Source organism: Eggerthella lenta DSM 2243, assembly GCF_000024265.1.
In the GTDB taxonomy this organism is placed as follows: Bacteria; Actinomycetota; Coriobacteriia; order Coriobacteriales; family Eggerthellaceae; genus Eggerthella; species Eggerthella lenta.
Window position 1 is genome coordinate 2,376,873 of record NC_013204.1, and the last position, 16,922, is coordinate 2,393,794.

The window sequence follows — 16,922 nt, forward strand, 5'->3', positions numbered from 1 at the left end:
CGCATTCGTCAAGCCGCCGAAGCGGAGGGCGAACCGGCACGGTTGATAGCTTTCTTCACGCCTGCAAGCACCAGCTTGAAGGCAATGTTGGTGAGCAGGATGATCAACGACACGAACGCGGCGCACTCCGTCAGACGTTGCGCATCGAGATCGGTGATCAGCAACGCGAGCGGCATGTCGAGCGTCGTGGACAAGAACGCCACGGCGGAAATGGTAACCATGCAGTTTACGAAGAAGTAGCCCACCATCTCGATGATGGTGCCCGTCGTCTGCGGGATGAGAACGTCCTTCAAGATGCTCCCCCGCCCGATCCCCATCGTGGAGCCGACCGCTTCCAGGTTCTCGTTCACCTTGCCCAGCGAATTGTAAGCCATGAGGTACGGCGAGGCGAAGAAGTGGACGAGGTTGACCAAGATCAGGATGGCGAACGTGCCGTACAGAAGGGAACCCTTGAAGAACAGCACGTACGACAAACCCAGCACGATACCGGGGATGGCGAGCGTCGTGATGCAGACGAGGTGCAGCATCTTCGCAAAACGGCCGCCCAAGCGAGCCGTCACATATGCCGCGAAATACGCAAGCGTTGTGCCGATGAGCGCAACAGCGCAGGCGATGATGATCGAATTGATCCAGTAATCGCCCACATTCATGTTGAGCGCACGGCCCACGTTGTCGAACGTCGCCGTCAAATCCACCGGATACTTCCGCACGAACGATACGAGCACGAACGATCCGAGCGGGAGGAGGATGGCCACCGATGCCACGATGCCGGCGACGTAGCCAATCGCGTCGCGCGCCACATTGCGCTTGATATCGAACGCTTTGGACACGAACGACGACTTCCCCTTGTCGGCATTGAGCACGTCGACGAGGAACGCCACCACGGCCGGTATGAGCAGCACGAAGCCGATAGCCACGCCCGTGTTGTAATTCAGCAGGCCGATAACCTCCTGGTACATGAGCACCGGCAGCGTCGTGGTCTTGCCGCCCACCATGAGCGGTACGCCGTAGTCGGTCACCACGAGCGTGAAAGTGGCGAACACGGCCGAGATGAGCGGCTTGCGCAGATACGGCAGCGTGATGCTGAGGAACTGGTTGACCTTCGGGATTCCCAGGACATCGGCGGCCTCGTACGGCGATGCGTCTTCGTACTTGAGCACGTCGTACAGCAACAAGAACGCCGAGGGGAACGAGTACAGCACCGAACCCATCACGATGCCCCAGAACCCATACAGCGAAAAATCGAGCCCAAGCGCGTTCGTGATGACCCCATTCGACCCGAGCAAGAACACCAGTCCCATGCCGAGCGCGAGCGAAGGGATGAGCATAGGGAGCGTCATGACGACGGCGATGACGCCCTTGGCGCGTATGTTCGTGCGGCAGAGCACCCACGACATCGCCAGCGCGAGCGCCAGCGAGATGACCGTCGAAGTAAGCGACACGCCGATGGAGTTGAGACAGGCAGCCTTGAACTGCTCCGTGCCGAACACCTCGGACGCTCCCGGACTCGCCAGTTGCGAGAACATCCCCAGCAAAGGCAGCACGGCAGCAAAGAGGAAGAAGGCAGCAAGAACCACCCGAGTGAGATTGAACGTACCCTTTCGCTTCACGAGCCGCCTACCGATCCATGAATCGCGCAAGCGAGTCCATTTTGATGTTGAGGTTCTTCACCACGAAGTCGGCAACGTAGTCGTCGGCCGGGTTGGCGATGATCTCCTCGGGCGCGGCCAGCTGGTGGATGCTGCCCTCCCCCATCACCATCACGCGGTCGGACAGCGCGAACGCCTCCTCCTGGTCGTGCGTGATGTACACCATCGTCGTGCCGAACTCCCGCTGGATGCGCTTGAGCTCGAGGCGCAGCGACAGGCGCGTTTCCACGTCGAGCGCGCTCATGGGCTCGTCGAACAAGATGACCTCGGGATTGAGCGCCAGCGTGCGGGCGATGGACACGCGCTGCTGCTGGCCGCCCGACAGCTGCCGCACGCTCTTGTCGAGGTGCTCCGCAAGGCCGAGCTGCTCGAGCACGCGTTGGGCGATCTCGCGCCGACGGGCCTTCAGATCGGGCTTGAACTTCAAGGCGTACTCGACGTTGCCGCGCACCGTCATGTTCTCGAACAGGGCGTAATTCTGGAACACGATGCCCATGCCGCGCGCGTCGGGCGACGCCGTCGTGATGTCGCGCCCATCGAGGGCGATCAAGCCCTCGTCGGGTGCCAGCAGACCGATGAGAATGCGCAACGTGGTCGTCTTACCGCATCCCGAAGGTCCCAGGATGGAAAGGAATTCGCCATCCCGCACATCGAAATCGAGACCGTGCAGGACCTCGGATCCCTCGAAACGCTTAACTAAGCCGCTGATGCGAAGTTTCGGCTCGTCCGCAAGCGTCTCGCGATTTGACGTCGTGTCGACCATCGTGTGTTCCTGTTCGCTCGTCATCAGTACTTCCACTTCCCTAGCAACCGCTTTTTCTCGTCGATGTCGAACACGCCTTCCATGTCCGCGTAGTGCGTATCCTGCGGGTAGTTCGGGATCTCGGTATGCTGATCGACGAACACCTTGTCCGGGACGAACTCCTGCTTGTCCAGCAGGATGCCCGTGCTGAACATCCAATCCATAACGGCTCGCACCGCCGGCTTATCCTGCTTGCCGTCGACCACCGCCACGCCGTTCATCGTCCAAGGCGAGCCCTCCTCGAAGAACCGCACCTCGATGGGCACGCCCTTGTTGATCTCGGACACCGCTTGGTAGGTGAGGCCGAACCCGATCAACGCCTCTCCTTGCACGAGCGCGTTGACCGGCCCCGATCCCGACGACGAGAACTGGTACACGTTCTCGGCCAGCTTGTCAAAGTACTCGAAGGCCGCATCCTCGCCCCGCGTGTTCACGAGACTCTTAACGAAGTTGTAGCCCGTACCGGAAGATTTCGGATTCGCCATCGTGATGAGCCCACGGTACGTTGGATCGAGCAGATCGTCGTACGTCTCGGGTATGGCGATGCCGCGAGCGGTCAGCTCCCCGACGTTCATGGCAACGCATGCGCTCTCGCGCCTGAAGGGAAGGTAGGTACTCGAGCCGTCGAGCAGATCGTCTTCGAACACTTCGAAATCGTACGAGGTCAGCTTCGCCAAGCTCGGCTGAATCTGCCTGAGGTAACCGCCCTCGAGCATGAGAACGATATCGGCCTCGCTCGACGTACCCTCGTTCTGGAGCTTCGCCGCGCACGTGCCGGTCGACACGTAGTGCAAGCGGATATCGTACTGCGGCAGATCGCGATGCATGGCCTCGAGCAGCACCTCGTTCGCCTCGCCCTCGCCGCACGAGTAGATCACCACGGTGTTATCGCTCGCGGAGCTGCATCCCGACAAGGCAAGCGACGCAGCCGCACCCGCCGCAACCGCCAAAAACGATCGCCGGGTCATCACAAGGGGCATGCACATTCCTCGCTTCGCTATAGAATCAGATTATCGAGCTAAAGCATATCTATGTTGTTCATATTTGTAAAGGTTGTATAAAAAATGAACAGACGGATACGTACTTGCGTAGAAGGTACCTGAGAGATGCTTACCCGCGCTTGATGTAATACACATTGCACAGACCGAAGATGAGCACAAGAAGCGCCATGATGCCATCATAGAGAAAGGCTGCACCCATCATTCCAAATTGCCCGATCATCGCATTGGTCAGAAGAAAGGCAACCGCTGCAGCAAGCGCATATCCCGGCAAAACAATGTTTTGGTGGCGCGTGGTTATGATCCCGTAATAGAGAATAACGCTCGCAGCATTGAATCCGCCTCCGACCAAAAGCACGAGAAGCACCGATCGGAACTCCGACAAATCGACGCCGTACAGAAACGAAAGCACCGGGATGCCCAAAGGATATGCTATCAGCAATGCAAGAACGGATGTAGCGAACACCGCTAGCAACCCTTTTGCGATAATCGCCACGAAACCCCGCTTCGAGCCTTCGGACCATCGTTTCGCCAATGTGGTAAGCAACGGCTTGAATATAAAACCGCTTACGAGGTTGATGACCATGGCCGGCATGAAAAGAATGGCATAATACGTCTGGTACTCCTTCGAGAGCAGGCTCTCGATACCGTAGCGCGGAGCGTTTACGAGATATATCAACAAGAACGAGCCCAAAAAAAGAGGAAAGCAAGCGACGAGCAATTGTCGTATTTTTCGAAAGTCAAACATCGGCTTCACTCTGACGAACGTCCTGGCAGCCGGAATGTTCAAGACGATCATAAATACCGTTGAAACGATAATGGAAATGACGCACGCCACCAGGATGTCCCGAAAAACAAATATCGATAGAGCGAATGACACAACCGTCGCCAATACGCGACCAAAGAATGCTTTACCCGCAATATCCAGCCGTCCACGCTGCTGAAACATTCCATGAAATACGTCTTCGAATGCGTCAAAGAACCGCAACCCTGCAAGAAGAATAAGCAACAGCGCCTCGTACCCGAATCCATTCGAGTACATCGCGTACAACATAACTCCAACCACCATGAGAACGCAAGTCACTATGCGCGACGCATAGTATACCCCGAATGAGTATTTGCTTTCGACGTCGGTCGCCTGATATGGCCTCATTTCATACTGACCCAGCGTTTGAAACTGCTGCGCTACGGCAAACGCCAAGGCAAATATTCCGCCCTCGTACGCTCCGAGGACCTGTGTCACAATCATCAGCAGGAGCACGCTCGCAAGCGCGCTCATTACGCTACCGAGCGTGTTCCAGAAGTAGTCTTTCTTGATTTGAGTGTTGTTCGCAGCCATAATGCAGAAAGGAGTCAGCGATTCCCGAAATCGAGTCGCGACGGATAATGGTTTTTCCGGTCGTCCAATGGGGGCAATTGCATGTAGTCGCCGTATTCTCGCGTCAACATAGCATCGTCCTCACGGGCAGTTGGCAGAATCAAACCCTCAAACTCGACCCTTTTCGTAGGGAACAGCTCGTCGATTCGCGCAGACCAAGTCAAAGGATCGCGGTCGGCAAAATCAGCAACGAGATCGCCTCCTCGATCATTGTATTGAGTCGCCGCCTTCTCCCATTTCATATATATCCATTGCGGCGAGAGATGAATGAGCTTCATGCAACCATGAGCCGCATAACACGCTGCGGAAGCCAAAACCCTCTTCCATCCTCGCAAAGACAGATGAGGCTTCGGCGTTGCGCGAAGAAATGAAAGACGACCCCAAAACCATGTCCTGCGACACTGTCTGCGAAACAATTTTTCATCATCAACCACGTAATCGAATGCATACAATCCCAATCCAATTGCATATTGATAGGGGCAATTTGCAAATTCTTCCGGAACGCAGTACGTCCCCCTCAACGACAAATTCGCATTACATGCAGGAAAATGAGGGGCCGAAAGCGCATTGACGACCTCATAATCGTCCCCCACAACCTTCGGAGCTTCGGACAAAAACCGATCATAGTCCTTTCGCAGCATTCCCAAGTCAATATCATCGTCCCAAGGAATAAAGCCTTTGTGGCGTACCGCCCCTAATGCAGTCCCCGAATAAAGAAAATACGGTATATCCAGGATCTCGCATACCCTGTCGAACTCTTTGAGCAGATCGACTGAAATCAGCTGCAGCTTTCGCAGCTCCTCAGGATTCTCGTATTCTTTGTATGTCATGTCGTTCCGTTCTTGTTACTTGTTTTGAAAATACGATATCGTTGTTCCTGTGCCATCCCAATATCAAAGCCATACTATACAGGAAGAAAATATGTTCTCGTCATCAGACCACACCTTCGTCGTATGCGCCTATAAAGAGAGCCCGTTCCTCAAAGATTGCCTGCAATCTCTCGCAGAACAAACCATTGCGCCCAACATCGTCATGGTAACATCAACGCCAAACGACAGTATTCATCGGCTGAGCGAACAGCACTCAGTTCCCCTTGTCATCAACGACACGGAACCCGGCATCGCATCCGACTGGAACAACGCCGTCGAGAGCGTGGATACCAAGCTGGTCACTATCGCGCACCAAGACGATCTTTACTGCCCTCGATACCTCGAAAGCCTGCTTGACCTCGTCAGCACTTCGGACGATCCGCTACTTTACTTCACCGATTACGGAGAGCTGCGCAACGGCACCGAAGTCAACGACAACAAGCTTCTCCGCGTCAAGCGATTCATGCTCAGCCCGCTCAAAGCCAAAGCGACCAGGAAGAGCAAGTTCATCAGACGCCGCATCCTCTCATTCGGCTCCCCCATCTGCTGTCCTTCCGTCACGCTCGTGAAAAGCAAGTTGACGCCGGGTTTCTTCAAGGCTGATTTCCATTCCGATTTGGACTGGCAAGCTTGGACGGCTCTTGCAGGCATGGAAGGGGATTTTCTCTACAACCCCACGATACAGATGTATCACCGCATCCACGAAGACTCGGAAACGTCGCGGCTCATCCAAAACGCAAGTCGCGGATCCGAGGATCTCCAAATGCTCCAATGCTTTTGGCCGAAGCCAATCGCGTCTTTGATCTACAAACTGTACGCCAAGGGGCAGGACAGCAACGAAGGCTTCTAAGCCCTTGTTGCCGCCTCCTTACTCGGACTTCGCAGCCCACGATCCGAAGTCCAAACGAGCAGGGAAATGATTCTTCCTCTGATCCTCGGGCGGCAGCGTCATGTAGTCTCCGTACAAACCTGCAAGATGCTCTTCATAGTTTGCGGGAAAGTTCAGGAGCAGGCCTTCGAACTCAAGCTTCCTCAAAGGCAGAAGCTCGTCCCACGAGATCGTTTGCGAGAAACGGTCGGTGTCGCACAGATAGGCAATTCGTTTCGTGGTGCGATCATTGAAGCGATTGCGCGCAGCCTCTTCCTTCTCGAACGCTTTCTCACTCGTAATGCCGGCCATGCGAAAAACGGCCGAGCCAAGCTGGCACAACTTCAGCGCGACGGTACGGGAAAGGCCTCTGAAAGGAAGCACCGGTTTGGGAATGCTCAGCAAAATCCGAACATGAGACCACCACCATGCATCCCAAGCCTGCTTTCGATACGCCTTATCATCGTCCGCAACCGAATCGAATGCGTACAAATCAAGAAATATCCCCAGATCGCACGAGATATCAGCCAACGTCTCTTCGCAAAACTGCGTACCTTTGAGCATCATGCGCGTCGTCGGAAGAGGATAATTGATGTCGCTCGCCGCGTTCATGATCTCGTACTTATTGGCGTATTCAGAACGAACAACCTCAACGAGACGATCAAAGTCTTTCCGAGGAAGACCCAGGTCGATGTCATCATCCCATGGGATGAAACCCTTATGACGCACAGCTCCCAGCGCGGTACCCGCCAGCCCGAAGTACATGAGCCCTTCCGTTTCGCATATCTCGACGAAATCTTTCAGGAGTATCAGCTCGCATTTCTGCAATCGCTTCAGCGTTGCGTCATCATATTCCCTCATTGCAATCCTCTTCTATTCCGTGATGCTCATATGCGGGTGCTTTGCGTCGACGCTCCTACACGGAGCGACGCGTCGAACGGTATTGTAACGCAACCGGATCATGCGCGTGCGACGATCCGATAGAGGCGCATATCGTCCCTACTCAACACCACTTCGAAACCAGGTGTATCGTCTTGCACCGACTCAACGCCATTCCACTTTTCTCCGTCCTCATACGTAAACAAGAACCTTCGCTCTCCTGGCACGCCCTTTCGGTCAAGCAGGAGGAGATACTCTGCTCCTACATGCTCCACCGCAGATCGCACGTCTTCATTCGAGGCGAGTTCGTTCAAGCCCGTTCTAATTGCCTTGCTCTCTTGCGTCTCGTTTTCTTCTCCGTACGTCCTCAAATAACGATAATACACGCGAAGCTCATCCGTGCCATAAGCGAATGCGCTTCCATCGTCAGGCACATTGAGGACCAGGGCATCGTCGGGAACAACTTTCTTGACCTCCCGCACAAAAGCGCGTTCTTCCGCATCGTACACGGTAGGCACCCGTTCGTCACTCGCCAAACGCAAACCCGACACCGTCGAACCAAGCGCCGACACCCCTGAATCACGAAGAGGAGTCGTCAAAGCCGGATAGTAGTTGCCCAGAAGAAAGGCAACGACGACTACGCCCGAGCATGCAACGGACAAGCGACGGTAATCGGCATGGCTCACAAGCTTGCATGCGCTTTTTCTGAAAACTCCCATGACGGCCCACATGCCCAAGCTTGCCAGGGGGATAGCAAACAAAGCTGCCATAGCGGCCATGCGGTACGAGTCCGTATACCAAAACCCTGAAACCAGGTGCTGCAATGGGCCATCCGAAGATGCCGAAACGACATACATGAAGGCAGATAGAGCATACGAGCAAGCAATCCAGAGATAACGACGTTCGCATAGCGTGTACAGTGCGCCAACGATCACTAGGAAAGCCAACAAAACTTGCGCGCCCAAAGCCCTGAACCCCAAAGAAAGGGCATCCAGAAACGCTTGGAACCGAGTGGCCGTAGCAGGCCAGGAATGAGAGACGGCGCTCTGCAAAAAAGGAGCTTTGTTCAACGCATACCATACAGCTAAAATCAGAAGACAGACAAACACCCCGATCCCGATCTGAACGAGACGGCGGTTCCCCGAATCAGGAAGCATATCCGCCAAGCGAACGGCCTGAACGACGCAAAAGGGAGCGAGAAAGACCGCCGCAGTGAACACAGCATTCGGCTGAGTAAAGGCGCAGCACACAACGCCAACACAGAACAGAGTTCCAGAGCAAACGCGCGAACGTATCGGCGCTTCCCTGGCGAAAACGGCGACAAAGCACGCCGCAAGCAGCGGCATAACGGCAAACGCGGCGGCATTGGGATACAGCGGACCAAACAATAAAAACATCCAAGGAAACGCAGAAAACCCGAGCGTGCACAAAGATCCGAACGCGATAACCCCAGGCTTCTCAAAGAATATGGTCCTCATGAGAAGAAACATGCTTGCAGGGAACACGATCGCCACAAAAGTGAAATTGATAGCGTTCGCCGCCAGAGGCACCGATACCCCCAGCATGCTTACCACAAGAGCCACCATGCTACTCCACGCAGTTGGATAATATCCCTGACCAAGCAGGGGATTTATCCGAACGTCAGCCTCGGTTCCGTACGGCATCGCCCCAAATGGCGACCAGTTTCCCGAATCGACGAAACTTCGTGCTGTATCCAGATGGTGAACGTTGTCGTATTCTTGCATGAACGCTTCAGGGCTGCCCAGAAACACAGCGAAGAACACTGTCGCGACAGCGATCCCCAACAATACATACAATACTTGCATAGCCCACTCGGACGATCGCACGCGAGTCCACCACGAAGATGTATTTTCAGGAACCAGGCAAAAAGGAGCGATGCGAATGACGGTGCCCCTCCCGCATATCGAGCCGAATGCAAACAACATAATGGAGAAGAACAGGATCGGGACGAATACCGAAAACCACGACGAAAATACGCCAAGGGGCCTGTACACCACGCCGCACAGCATGTACAACACGAGCGACACCATAGGAGCGCATGCGAAACACGCCGGCCCCGTAACGCGAGCAGCCCGCAGAAGCAGTGCGCCGGGGACGTACAGAAACAAGACACCGGTCATTACCGCCAACGCAAACATACCCCACATAGAACACACCCTCCCCGCCTCCGGAACATCAGAAGGACATTTTACGCTATCATTAGCAAGATACTGCACTCATTCGAAACCACTGCCATTTGCAGCCTATTGTCAAACAAGCTCTTCAAAGGAATCGATCGCATGAAAACAGTCCCATCGCACCTTTCCGTCATCGTTCCCATATTCAACGCCGAGCCGTATCTCGAACAATGCCTCGACAGCGTTTTGGCGCAGACGCACCGCGAGCTCGACATCATCTGCCTCAACGACGGCAGCACCGACGGTTCGCTTGCCATCATGCAGGCATACGCCGATCGCGATGAGCGCATCCGCGTCATCGACAAGCAGAACCAAGGCTACGGCGCAACCTGCAACCGCGGTCTTGAGGAGGCGCACGGCACCTGGATATCCATCGTCGAGCCCGACGACTGGATCGAGCCCGGCATGTACGCCGACATGCTCGGCTTCGCAGCAACGCTTGACGGCCCGGTGGACATCGTGAAGACCCCGTACTGGCGCATCTGGATGCCCGACACTCCCGAGCAGCGCAAGCTTAACTGCAGCTACCGCAACCGCATCAAGCCAAGCCGGCAGCCTTTTGCAATCGGCGATGCGGCGCATCTGCTGACCCACCACCCGTCCATTTGGTCGGCTATCTATCGCAAGGAGTTTCTCGATGCTCGCGGAATCCGCTTTCGCGAGTACCCGGGCGCCGGCTGGGCGGACAACCCGTTCCTCGTCGAAACGCTGTGCCAAACGGCTCGCATCGCCTATCTGGACACGCCGTACTATTGCTATCGCGAGGAGACGCCTGAGAAATCGAAGTCGTTCGCGCTGAACAACACGCTGTTGCCCATAGAGCGCTGGAACGACATGATGGACGTGCTTGAAAACCTCGGGATGCGCGACGAAGCCGTGCTGCGCGCCCATAACAGCCGCGGGTTCACCTATTTGAGCGGCATCATCGAAGAAGTGCCCCTCACCAGAAGCGACGTCCGCGAAGCAGCCACGCGCATGTTCGAGCGCATGGACGCCAACCTCGTGCTTTCGGATGCGGAGATATCTCCCGGATGCAAGCGGATGTTTGCCGACCTGCGCAGCATGCCCGAACCCCGCATCAGCAGCATCCCCTACAGTTGGGGACTCGTAAAGCAGGGGCTGTACAACTTGAAAAACGTCGGCCCTTCGTTCACCTGGTACGCCATGAAAAGCTATTTCGCGAAAAAGGGCAGCCGCGAAGGCAAGGCCTAGCGCCCGAGTCGATCCTTCACCCAGCACGGCAGCGCCATGACGGCGCTGCCCACTTTATACGACGTCGAATCGGCGTACTCGGAGCGTACGGCGCGCATCTCGTTCGCATGCTCGATCACGTGCAGGCGAAACGACAGCTCCTCGTCAGCGTCGAGCGAGCCGGCGCAACCCTCAAGCCCCTCCCCACCGAGCGACAGCGCGTCGAACGCAGCCCTATCGTAGCAAAAGGCGATATGGCGCAGCAGCGCGCGGGCGAACCCAGGACGACAGGACGCCACATGTGCGCGCAACCAGGCTTCCAGCTCGTAGGCGCTCTTGAAATGCCCGTACACGTGGCGCAGCTCGCGCTGCGACGTCATCGTAGAGCCCGCACGCACCCTACGGACATACAGCTGCTCGTTAAGGAACGCCGCACGCGAGGCTTGGGCAAGAATAAGACCCGTGAACAAGTTGTCCTCGTGCACGATGCCCTCGAAGAACGAGATGCCCGATTCCGTCAGGAAGTCGCGCCTAATCAGCTGAAGCGCCGGCGAAACCGAAAACGAGCGGTTCTCGGCAAACCGCTCCAAAAGCTCCTGCCCTGTCATAATGCCTTCGATGGCCGCTCGATCCTCATAATCGTCGCGATACCGCGCACGGGACTCCGCATCCTCGTACACCGTGCGAGCGGAGAAGAACAGGACGTCGAGCTCATCGCGCTCGGCATGATCGAACAGCGTCTGCAGCGCTCGATCCTCATAGTAGTCGTCGGAGTCCAGGAAAAGGACGGAACGCCCTGTCGCAAGGCCGATCCCCACATTGCGCGCGACAGACTGTCCCGCATTCACTTGGCCGACGAAAACGAATCGTTCGTCATCCCCTGCCGCATTGCGCGCGGCTTCGAGCGTGCCGTCCGTCGACCCGTCGTCGATGCAGATAGCCTCGAAATCAGAAAACGTCTGCCGCTTGAGCGACGCAAGGCATTCGCCGATATACGGGCGCACGTTGTACATGGGAACGATGATCGAAACAGCCGCCATACCCTATCCTCGCATCCGATCGCGCGCGCGGCTGAAAAGCCAGCGCAACGATGTCTGAATATTCTGGAATCCGCACTTTTGCTCCTGCACCTCAGCCGCCTCGATGTTGGCGCATGCCAGCAAAAAGCGCTCGCGCGACAGCGTTTGGAGGGCTTCGAGCAACGCACGGTGACGATGGTCGCGCACCTGCGCCGGATCGCAGTCCGCCAGATCGTACGCACCCAGATCGTCCGCGGTCAGTCGTTCGAACGTGACGGCGAACGCTTCGAAATCGCGGTATGTGGGTAGATTGTAGTACGCGGCATCGAGCAACCAGGTTCGATACGCTGTGCGTAAGGAGTCGTACACCCCGTTATCGCACAGCCATCGACGCAGTTCGGCGAACGCTTCGAGGAAATCAAGGGGATAGCGCCCCTTGTCGGCCATAGCATTCGTGCCGGCGAATTCCCGATGCACCACAAGCGGTTCGGCGACCCGGACAACACGCGACGCTGCCACTGCCGCGGGCAACGAGTACATGAGGTCCTCCGTCAGACGCAGGTTCTGGAAGCGGATCCTCCGCACTTCCAGCAACTCGCGGCGCACCACCTTGTTCCACGGCACGTTCTGCACGGTCTCGAAAAACAAGTCGGGAGCCGTCTCCCACGCAAACGTACCGTTCGGATACGATGGGTACGTATCCTCGTGCCGCATGCCCCATTCGGCCGGAAAAACCCTACCCACCTGTTCGTTGTACGTGCGAAACGCCACGAGCGCCATATCCGCACCGGTCCCGTCGAGGGCTTCGATGCAGCGGGCGAGCATATCGCGCTCAAGGTAGTCGTCCGCATCGAGACAGTACACGTACCGGCCGCGCGCCCTGTCTAACCCGGCATTGCGCGCCGCACCGGGCCCTGCGTTGGCAGCCTGCCTGACGAGCACCACGCGCTCGTCACGGCGCGCACGTTCCTCCACGATCTCGCATGTGCCGTCGTCGGAACCGTCGTCGACACAGATCAATTCGAATTCGCGCAGCGTTTGCGCCAACACGCTATCAATGCACTGCGCCGCAAACGCTTCCGCATTGTACAGGGGAACGATAACGCTGACCGACGGCCCGGGCATGCTGCTCCTTTCAACGTCACCTTGCGACGACATCGTCCTTAGCTCATAGCTTTCATTCATGGTATCACGAACGAATCGGTTCGTTTGCACGCAGCGTCGCGGCTATCTTCTCAACAATCGCAGCGGCGCCGTCGCCTTTCGCCCGAGACGATATGCCCGGGACGATTCGTACCGCTCCCGCAGCCGGGCAGCCTCTTCGCGTCGCGCACGAGCGATTTCATCCATCCTCGAAAGGGTGTCCGCCTGCTCCTCAACCCATTCTCGCAGTTCGATACGCGCAGGATCATCACCGAAGCGCGCATCCACGAGCAGGGGCAAATCACCAGGCGCAGAGCGTGCGAGACCCTCGAGCACTTCTTCGTACGTCCAGTACTCCAAGGCGATGGCAAGAGCCTGAGAGCGATCTTCTTCGGAGATCTCGGTTCGATAGTGATCGAACGCGTACTCGACCATATGCGCGCGAGCGGCGGCGTGGACATCCTCGTACTCGATCCACGTCCCCTGACGCTCCAAGAACCTACGGATGAGGTCAGCGGCCTCTGCGAGCGTAGACGTGCGCCTCCATGCCGCAAGGCTCATCGAACCATGGCCCGTGAAGCCGGCCCCATAGCGATAGCGGTACAGCGGCGCACCTGGAATCCCGCGAAGCGACCCGGCGAAATACGCAAGCACGAAGTACGCGTAGTTGTCCTCTCCCAGGGGAACGGTCTCGTCTTCGGTCGCCGCAAACGCGCACCGCGCCATATCGCCACGGTAGGCCTTGTTCCACAGGGAATACCCGTATTCGTTGTCCAGGAAGCACGCATCGAGAACGCGGCGGCCGCTCAGTCGAACCTGCGGAGCCTTCATCCACTCCCGAACGCCGCGAACCTCCTCCTCTCCCACGCCGTCGACGCTCTCGACATCGGCGTCGAACGCGAGAATGTCCACAGGGTCGGCTACAAGCTCATCGTGGAGGCGCTGGAGAGCTCCGGGGGCGTACGCGTCGTCCTGATCCGCGAACAGCACGTAGTCGCCCTTCGAGCTCAAAACACCTAGGCGACGAGCGCGCGAGCACCCTCCGTTTCGCTCAAGGCCGATGACGCGGACGCGTCGATCCTCCTCGCTCAACCGCGACAGCACCGCTGCTGATCCGTCCTCGCTCGCATCGTCGACGCACAAGATCTCGAAATCGCCGAAAGACTGCGTCGTCAAGCTCGCGATGCACTGCTCCACGCATCGCTCGCCATGGTACACCGGGATGATTATCGAGAATTCCGGCAAAGGAACCTCCCTATCCGATACGAGAGCGACCGCTCGTACTCGATGCGGACGGAATCCACCACGCCCTCGCTCTCTTCAAGCTCGAGTTCTTTCTGCGCGACGAAACGTGCGAGAATATCCCGCGTCAGCGCTTCGTCGCGCGCGTCGACAGAATCGACCTCCGACAAGGCCCTCATCGGCAGTCCAATCCGAAATAGAGGGAATCAGGACTCACATTGGGTCCCACGTAGGGATCGCCCGCCTCGAAATACCGTGGCCAGCGCGTACGCAGCAACGCGATTTCACGCTCCGCCCGCTCCGCCTGCGCGCCTTCCCTGTCGCGCCCGCGAGAGGAGAATTCATAATGGTACAGCAGCGCGTCGGGCGTCCATACGACTCGATAACCGGCTTCACGCACTTTCAGGCAGAAGTCGACGTCGTTCAGGCCAACTTCGAATGCCTCGGTATAGCCTCCGACCTCCTCGAACACCGAGCGGGGGACGAGCTGGCAAGCGCCGGTCACCGCAGACAGGTTCTGGGGAAGCACCGCACGACAAAAGTAGCCCAGATCGTCCTTGGGCAGCGATGCGAACAGATGACCCGCCGAACGGTACGGGCCCAAGACCACTCCCCCATGCTGCACGGTGTCATCGGGGAACAGGAGCTTCGCGCCCACAACCCCCACGCCTTCGGCCTGGAAATATCCCAGCATCGTTTCCAGATAGTTCGGCGTGATCACCTCGGTGTCGTTGTTCAGCAACAAGACGTAGTCCCCGTCGCACTGTCGCACGCCGAAGTTCATGATTTTCGAGAAGTTGAACGTATCCGGCCATTCGACGACCCTCGCCTTGCCGAGACGCTGCACCTCCTCGTAGTAGGCGAACGTCTCCGGCTCCACGCTGTTGTTCTCGATGACCACGATTTCATAGTTGTCGTACGAAGTCTTCTCGACGATGCTTTCCACGCAAGCGGACAAGAGCGAAGTCTTGTCTTTGCTGGGTATGAGTATGGACACCTTGGGGCGCTCGACAAGCTCATGACGCACGCGATAGGCGAACGGCAAATCGGTCCGCTCAACCTTCGCGCTCCATCCGCAACGACGGCAGTGAGCCTCCAGGGCGGCACGCCCGGCCTCGCCAGCGTAAGACTTGCTATCGGAGTTCATACTCGTAGAAGCTTCGTGCATGCGCCAGTGATACAGCACGCGGGGAATATGGGCGACCGAACGCGACCGTTCCGTCGCCCTCAGAACAAGGTCGTAATCCTGCGCGCCGTCGAACGTCGCATCGAGCAGGCCGATCTCTTCGATCAGGCTCTTTCGTACGGCCAGAAAATGCGTGATGTAGTTCTGAGCGTTAAGGAGCTCGGGCGAGAAATCGGGCTTGAAAAACGGCGCATGATGGACGCCGACGGAATCGATACGATCCTCATCGCAGTACACGATATCAACGAGAGGATCGTCGCATACCGCGCGGGCGTACCCGAACAGCGCATCCGGAGCCAAAACGTCGTCGTGGTCCAAGAAGGCGACGAAATCGCCCTGCGCCACACGAATACCCGCATTCGTGTTTTCCGCAATGCCGTGATTCTCCTCAAGATTCACGACGCGCACCCGAGCGTCGGAAACGTTTTCGAGCTCTTCGACCAGCCGGCCGTCGTCGGGCGAGGCGTTGACGAGAATCAGCTCCCACCCCCCATAGCTCTGCCGCTGCACCGATTGGAGCATCGACCTGAAATACTCGACAGGCGTGCGGTACAGCGGGACGACGATGCTGAACGTCGGAGCAGGAGACACCGTTTCGCCGGATTGGGCAACCAAGTGCGAAGCGGTTGCAGCTCGAGCTTTGAACCACGCGTCGTAACGAGGGTCGCGCTCTGCACTCATCGTCTCCTCGCGCGTCGAGTTCAACAGACTATCGAAGGAGCATTCGTCGAGCGTGGCGAAGCAGGGGGCGAACAGCCCCTCTTCGTCCACCACGCGCAGCGTTACGAGACGCTGCGCGAGCGGCGTGCGAACCGACAAAGTCAACGCCCTCCGTTCATCGCCCGTCGAGCTTCGTCGGTAACGGGTATCCTCGAGCACGAGAGGCTCTGCATGCAGCACGCATCCTCGTCCGTCAAGCAGAGCGCAATCGAGGACGCTCGACTCGAAGAACGGCACGTTGACGTGCGCACGGACGATCGCGTGCTCGCCATCCTCGATCACGCGCGTAAACGACGCAGCGGCATTGGCATCGCCGCGCGTGTCGATATCCCGAATGGATCGGCACGTTTGCGACCGAAGTCGATAATTCACACGCGAACGCCACTTCAGAGCCGTCGCACCGATGCGCGCATCGGCCTCGGCCACCACGCGGCCCCCGTCGTCGACAGCCGAAAACGCGAGCGTCCACGCATTCGTTTCAAGCAGGGGGATAACCGCGACAGCGCGGACGCTGCGCGATGCCGGCACCGCGCAGCACCACCAGGAACGCGCCTCGTCGTACCATGTTTTTGGAGGAGCTGCCACACCTTCGGGGCCGACACCTTCGGGGCCGTTTTCCAAATAGGAATACAGACCCGAGGGGACGACCGTCCCCTTTTCGTCCGCAACGCAAAGCGCCACGGTCGAAGCAGCGCCGACATCGTGCAGCTCGACAAGCACGAATCCCTTGCCGTCGCCACGGCACATGGTTTTGAGGTCTATTCTCATCGCGACGTTGAA

General features: G+C 57.6%; 13 protein-coding genes. 2 read left to right on the forward strand and 11 right to left on the reverse strand.

Translation table 11 applies throughout. From position 1 onward, the window contains the following. Positions 1-8: 8 nt before the first annotated feature. The 5 genes from ELEN_RS10165 to ELEN_RS10185 all read right to left on the reverse strand — a co-directional run bounded on the left by ELEN_RS10165 (position 9) and on the right by ELEN_RS10185 (position 5,657). Positions 9-1,610 (reverse strand): ABC transporter permease subunit, encoded by a 1,602-nt coding sequence (locus tag ELEN_RS10165; protein ID WP_015760901.1) that lies wholly within the window; start codon positions 1,608-1,610, stop codon positions 9-11. Between the two features lie 7 nt (positions 1,611-1,617). Further along, the gene (locus ELEN_RS10170; RefSeq protein ID WP_229079676.1) at positions 1,618-2,436 is read right to left on the reverse strand and encodes an ABC transporter ATP-binding protein; all 819 of its coding nucleotides are present in this window, start codon (positions 2,434-2,436) and stop codon (positions 1,618-1,620) included. Further along, positions 2,436-3,431, reverse strand: a complete 996-nt coding sequence (locus ELEN_RS10175; RefSeq protein WP_015760903.1) for an extracellular solute-binding protein — start codon at positions 3,429-3,431, stop codon at positions 2,436-2,438. Before ELEN_RS10175 ends, ELEN_RS10170 begins: the two co-directional genes overlap by 1 nt. 130 nt (positions 3,432-3,561) lie before the next feature. Next, positions 3,562-4,788: a lipopolysaccharide biosynthesis protein gene (locus tag ELEN_RS10180; RefSeq protein WP_015760904.1), complete on the reverse strand. Its 1,227-nt coding sequence runs from the start codon at positions 4,786-4,788 to the stop codon at positions 3,562-3,564. A gap of 14 nt (positions 4,789-4,802) precedes the next feature. After that, positions 4,803-5,657, reverse strand: coding sequence for a LicD family protein (locus ELEN_RS10185; protein WP_015760905.1), 855 nt, complete (start codon positions 5,655-5,657; stop codon positions 4,803-4,805). 91 nt (positions 5,658-5,748) lie between these two features. Here ELEN_RS10185 and ELEN_RS10190 point away from each other — a divergent pair, with 91 nt between their 5' ends. Then, positions 5,749-6,546 (forward strand): glycosyltransferase family A protein, encoded by a 798-nt coding sequence (locus ELEN_RS10190; RefSeq protein WP_015760906.1) that lies wholly within the window; start codon positions 5,749-5,751, stop codon positions 6,544-6,546. An 18-nt stretch (positions 6,547-6,564) separates the two neighbouring features. Here the strand turns inward: ELEN_RS10190 and ELEN_RS10195 are convergent, their stop codons facing one another. Together ELEN_RS10195 and ELEN_RS10200 are read right to left on the reverse strand one after the other, a co-directional pair. Beyond that, entirely contained in the window at positions 6,565-7,425 is an 861-nt protein-coding gene (locus tag ELEN_RS10195) for a LicD family protein (RefSeq protein WP_015760907.1), read from the reverse strand. A 98-nt stretch (positions 7,426-7,523) separates the two neighbouring features. Further along, positions 7,524-9,611 carry a DUF6541 family protein gene (locus tag ELEN_RS10200; RefSeq protein WP_015760908.1) on the reverse strand — a complete coding sequence of 696 codons (2,088 nt, stop codon included), beginning with the start codon at positions 9,609-9,611 and terminating at the stop codon, positions 7,524-7,526. Positions 9,612-9,743: 132 nt separating this feature from the next. Between ELEN_RS10200 and ELEN_RS10205 the strand changes: the two genes are divergently transcribed. Beyond that, positions 9,744-10,853, forward strand: a complete 1,110-nt coding sequence (locus ELEN_RS10205; protein ID WP_015760909.1) for a glycosyltransferase family 2 protein — start codon at positions 9,744-9,746, stop codon at positions 10,851-10,853. Here the strand turns inward: ELEN_RS10205 and ELEN_RS10210 are convergent. The 4 genes from ELEN_RS10210 to ELEN_RS10230 form a co-directional block, all read right to left on the reverse strand. Further along, entirely contained in the window at positions 10,850-11,872 is a 1,023-nt protein-coding gene (locus ELEN_RS10210) for a glycosyltransferase (protein ID WP_015760910.1), read from the reverse strand. The two genes, ELEN_RS10205 and ELEN_RS10210, sit on opposite strands and share 4 nt — an antisense overlap. 3 nt (positions 11,873-11,875) lie before the next feature. Beyond that, complete coding sequence (locus ELEN_RS10215; protein ID WP_015760911.1) at positions 11,876-12,976, reverse strand: glycosyltransferase family 2 protein; 1,101 nt, start codon at positions 12,974-12,976, stop codon at positions 11,876-11,878. A gap of 102 nt (positions 12,977-13,078) precedes the next feature. After that, positions 13,079-14,239 carry a glycosyltransferase family 2 protein gene (locus ELEN_RS10220; protein WP_015760912.1) on the reverse strand — a complete coding sequence of 387 codons (1,161 nt, stop codon included), beginning with the start codon at positions 14,237-14,239 and terminating at the stop codon, positions 13,079-13,081. 172 nt (positions 14,240-14,411) lie between these two features. Continuing rightward, positions 14,412-16,910 (reverse strand): glycosyltransferase family 2 protein, encoded by a 2,499-nt coding sequence (locus ELEN_RS10230; RefSeq protein WP_015760914.1) that lies wholly within the window; start codon positions 16,908-16,910, stop codon positions 14,412-14,414. Positions 16,911-16,922 lie beyond the last annotated feature (12 nt).

Coding starts and splice junctions, on each gene's coding strand:
- ELEN_RS10185 (WP_015760905.1), bottom strand. CDS start 5,657: ATGACATACAAAGAATACGAGAATCCTGAGGAGCTGCGAAAGCTGCAG.
- ELEN_RS10200 (WP_015760908.1), bottom strand. CDS start 9,611: ATGTGGGGTATGTTTGCGTTGGCGGTAATGACCGGTGTCTTGTTTCTG.
- ELEN_RS10190 (WP_015760906.1), top strand. CDS start 5,749: ATGTTCTCGTCATCAGACCACACCTTCGTCGTATGCGCCTATAAAGAG.
- ELEN_RS10215 (WP_015760911.1), bottom strand. CDS start 12,976: ATGCCCGGGCCGTCGGTCAGCGTTATCGTTCCCCTGTACAATGCGGAA.
- ELEN_RS10205 (WP_015760909.1), top strand. CDS start 9,744: ATGAAAACAGTCCCATCGCACCTTTCCGTCATCGTTCCCATATTCAAC.
- ELEN_RS10180 (WP_015760904.1), bottom strand. CDS start 4,788: ATGGCTGCGAACAACACTCAAATCAAGAAAGACTACTTCTGGAACACG.
- ELEN_RS10195 (WP_015760907.1), bottom strand. CDS start 7,425: ATGAGGGAATATGATGACGCAACGCTGAAGCGATTGCAGAAATGCGAG.
- ELEN_RS10230 (WP_015760914.1), bottom strand. CDS start 16,910: ATGAGAATAGACCTCAAAACCATGTGCCGTGGCGACGGCAAGGGATTC.
- ELEN_RS10170 (WP_229079676.1), bottom strand. CDS start 2,436: ATGACGAGCGAACAGGAACACACGATGGTCGACACGACGTCAAATCGC.
- ELEN_RS10175 (WP_015760903.1), bottom strand. CDS start 3,431: ATGCCCCTTGTGATGACCCGGCGATCGTTTTTGGCGGTTGCGGCGGGT.
- ELEN_RS10210 (WP_015760910.1), bottom strand. CDS start 11,872: ATGGCGGCTGTTTCGATCATCGTTCCCATGTACAACGTGCGCCCGTAT.